Origin of the sequence: Pseudoalteromonas sp. (assembly GCF_041613455.1) — a bacterium.
Taxonomy (GTDB): Bacteria; Pseudomonadota; Gammaproteobacteria; order Enterobacterales; family Alteromonadaceae; genus Pseudoalteromonas.
The window spans coordinates 1-4,233 of record NZ_JBFJHD010000244.1 but is presented as its reverse complement, the minus strand read 5'-3'; the positions used below and the strand labels follow the sequence as shown (position 1 = coordinate 4,233).

2 protein-coding genes are annotated in these 4,233 nt (G+C 45.5%); both read left to right on the top strand.

Annotated features, from left to right (window positions below; genetic code table 11):
* The coding region (gene dnaE / locus ABYB02_RS15215; protein WP_372763252.1) for a DNA polymerase III subunit alpha at window positions 1-3,245 on the top strand (3,245 nt) is incomplete at its 5' end.
* A gap of 16 nt (window positions 3,246-3,261) precedes the next feature.
* Complete coding sequence (gene accA, locus ABYB02_RS15210; protein WP_372763251.1) at window positions 3,262-4,218, top strand: acetyl-CoA carboxylase carboxyl transferase subunit alpha; 957 nt, start codon at window positions 3,262-3,264, stop codon at window positions 4,216-4,218.
* Window positions 4,219-4,233: the final 15 nt, after the last annotated feature.

Below are 4,233 nucleotides of genomic sequence, written 5' to 3'. Positions count from 1 at the left end.
GCATCACTATTTTAGCGAAAGATAATCAAGGCTATAAAAACCTCACCTTATTAATTTCTAAAGCGTATCAACGGGGGCATGTATTTCATCGCCCGGTGATAGACAGAGACTGGTTGATTGATTTAAAAGACGGGCTGATTTTGCTCTCTGGCGCTAAAGATGGTGATTTAGGTAAAGCACTGCTCAAAGGGAATGCCAGCATTGTGGAGTCGGTGGTCAGCTTTTATAAACAGCATTTTAGCGACCATTACTATATTGAGCTGATCAGAACCAATCGCCCGCAAGAAGAAAACTATTTACATATGGCGGTGGAGCTGGCCGCCCAAGAGCAGCTGCCAGTGGTGGCCACTAACGAAGTGGTATTTTTAAAGCCGGAAAACTTTGAAGCACACGAAATTCGCGTGGCTATTTTTGATGGTTATACGTTAGATGACAAGCGCCGGCCAAAACGCTTTTCACAAGAGCAGTATTTAAAGACCGCCGAGCAAATGGCTGAGCTATTTAGCGATATACCCGAAGCACTGCAAAACAGCGTAGAAATAGCGAAGCGTTGTAATGTTACCGTGCAGCTTGGCACCTATTTTTTACCCGATTACCCCACCGGCTCGCTGAAAATTGAAGACTTTTTAGTAAAAGTTTCTCAAGATGGCTTAGAAGAGCGATTACAGTTTTTATTTCCCGATGAGCAAGAGCGTAAAGAAAAACGCGGTGAGTACGACGAGCGTTTAAAAGTAGAGCTCGACGTAATTAACCAAATGGGTTTTCCCGGTTACTTTTTGATCGTAATGGAATTTATTCAATGGAGTAAAGATAACAATATTCCCGTTGGGCCAGGGCGGGGATCCGGTGCGGGCTCATTAGTGGCGTATGCACTAAAAATTACCGATTTAGACCCGCTGGAGTTTGATTTACTATTTGAGCGCTTTTTGAACCCAGAACGTGTCTCAATGCCCGACTTTGACGTCGACTTTTGTATGGACAGGCGGGATGAGGTTATCGATCACGTATCGGCGTTGTACGGGCGTAATGCGGTATCGCAAATCATTACCTTTGGTACCATGGCCGCAAAAGCGGTTATTCGCGACGTGGGTCGCGTGCTGGGCCACCCCTATGGTTTCGTTGACCGGATTTCAAAATTAATCCCGGGTGATCCTGGGATGACACTGGCTAAAGCCTTTGAAGTGGAGCCACGCCTGCAAGAAGCGTACGATGGCGATGAAGAAGTGAAAGACCTAATCGACATGTGTCGCATTCTCGAAGGCTGTACGCGTAATGCCGGTAAACATGCCGGGGGCGTGGTAATATCGCCCACCACCATTACCGATTTTGCTGCCTTGTACTGCGATGATGAAGGTAAGTTCCCGGTTACCCAGTTTGATAAAAACGACGTAGAAACCGCAGGGTTAGTCAAGTTTGACTTTTTAGGCTTACGCACACTGACCATATTACAGTGGGCGGTGGACATGACCAATGAGCGCTTAGCCCGCGAAGGCAAACAGCCGATTGATATCAATACTATTCCACTCAATGATAAAAAAAGTATTGAGTTGCTGTTACGTGCCGAAACCACGGCGGTATTCCAACTAGAATCCCGTGGCATGAAAGACTTGGTACGGCGCTTAAAGCCCGACTGTTTTGAAGATATGATTGCACTGGTGGCGTTGTTCCGCCCAGGGCCATTACAATCAGGCATGGTAGATAACTTTATCGACCGTAAACTCGGCCGCGAAGAAATTTCTTATCCCGATGCGCAATACCAACACGAAAGTTTAAAACCGATTTTAGAGCCGACCTACGGCATTATTTTGTATCAAGAACAAGTAATGCAAATAGCCCAGGTACTTGCTGGCTATACATTGGGTGGCGCCGATATGTTACGCCGTGCTATGGGTAAGAAAAAACCCGAAGAAATGGCGAAACAACGTTCTACCTTTGAAGATGGTGCACGCAATAACGGTATTGACGGTGAGCTGGCAATTAAAATCTTTGACTTGGTAGAAAAGTTCGCCGGCTATGGTTTTAACAAATCGCACTCGGCGGCCTATGCATTAGTGTCGTATCAAACGTTATGGATGAAAACCCATTATCCGGCAGAGTTTATGGCGGCGGTAATGTCGGCAGATATGGATAACACCGATAAAATCGTCACGCTGGTGGATGAATGTGAAAACATGAAACTCACCTTGCTACCGCCGGATGTGAATGCAGGCGAATACAAGTTTACTGTTAATCTGCAAGGCGAAATTGTTTACGGCATAGGCGCGATTAAAGGGGTGGGTGAAGCCCCCGTAGAGGCGATTTTAGAAGCGCGCGCAGCAGGCGGAGCGTTTAAAGACTTGTTTGATTTTTGTGCGCGGGTTGATTTAAAACGGTTAAATAAACGGGTCACTGAAAAACTGATATATGCCGGTGCGCTAGATCAACTCGGTCCAGATAAAACGCAACCGGGGCGGGCAACTTTATTAGCCAGCTTAAAAGATGCGATGCGCGCCGCCGATCAGCACAATAAAGCGGAGCAGTTAGGGCAAAGTGATTTGTTTGGTTTGCTTGCCACTGCACCGGATGAAGTTGAACAGGCATTTATTAAAGCCACCCCGTTAACCGATAATCAATGGCTAGAGGGCGAAAAAGACACGCTGGGCTTGTATTTAACAGGGCATCCAATTAATCAGTACCGCCGCGAGTTAAAGCATTATACCAGTGGCCGTTTGGTTGATTTACAGCCAACTAATCGCGATGTCACCTCGGTGGCTGCGGGGCTGGTGATTTCGGCCCGCGTGTTAGTGAATAAAAAAGGAAATCGTTGGGGCTTAATAACTTTAGATGACAAGAGCGCCCGCATTGATGTACGCTTGTATTCAGATGAGTTTGAAAAATACCAAGATATGCTGCAAGTTAATAATATTTTGGTAATATCTGGACAGGTCAGCTTTGATAACTTCTCTGGTGGTATTACAATGACCGCGAGAGAAATAAACACCATTGCTCAAGCGCGTGAAAAACGTATTAAAGCGATTAAAATGACGCTGAACATGGTGCAAATCGAGGCCGGTTTCTTCGATAAATTACAAAAAGTACTCGAACCATACAAAATGGGAACGTGTCCGATCAAGGTTTATTATCAGCGCCCAGATGCATTGGCGCAGTTAACCCTAGGGATCGAATGGTGTGTTACGCCAACGGATGACTTAATTCATAAGTTGTCTTTAATGGCGGCGCAAGATGTAGAACTAGAATTTAACTAATTAGGTAGTTTAGAGCATGAGCCTCAATTATCTTGACTTTGAACTTCCAATTGCAGAATTGGAAGTAAAAATTGAAGAATTACAGAATGTAAGCCGCGCTGGCGAATTAGACCTTGAGTTAGAAGAGGAAGTCAGCAAGCTAAAAGAGAAAAGCGACCGTTTAAAAGAGAAAATTTTCTCTGAATTAGGCGCTTGGCAGGTTTCACAGTTAGCACGTCACCCGTTGCGTCCTTATACTCGAGATTATATCGAGCGCATTTTTACGGAATTTGACGAGTTTGCCGGTGACCGTACTTTTGCTAATGATCCGGCTATTTTAGGTGGTATCGCACGTTTAGATGGCGAGCCAGTGATGGTTATCGGCCAGCAAAAAGGCCGTGGCACTGCAGAAAAAATTAAACGCAACTTTGGTATGCCAAAGCCAGAAGGCTACCGTAAAGCGTTGCGCTTAATGGAAATGGCAGAGCGCTTTAAAATGCCTATCATGACCTTTATTGATACACCGGGTGCTTACACAGGTGTTGGTGCAGAAGAGCGTGGTCAGTCAGAAGCGATTGCCCGTAACCTTAAAGTTATGGCAGCGCTTAAAGTACCTACTATTTGTACCGTTATCGGTGAAGGTGGCTCGGGTGGTGCATTAGCCATTGGTGTTGGCGACCGTGTTAACATGTTGCAATACAGCACTTACTCGGTAATTTCTCCAGAAGGCTGTGCCTCTATTCTGTGGAAAAGCGCAGATAAAGCCCCACTTGCTGCAGAGGCAATGGGTGTAACAGCTGAGCGAGTAAAAGAGCTTGATTTGATCAATAATTTAGTTGATGAGCCACTTGGCGGTGCTCACCGTAATTACGATGCTATGGCGCGCAACTTAAAAGCGCGTTTAAAACGTGATTTAGCAGACTTACAAGCCCTTACGCTGGATGAAATGTTAGAGCAACGTTACAAGCGATTAATGTCGTTTGGTTACTGCTAACCCTAGTTATTCCGT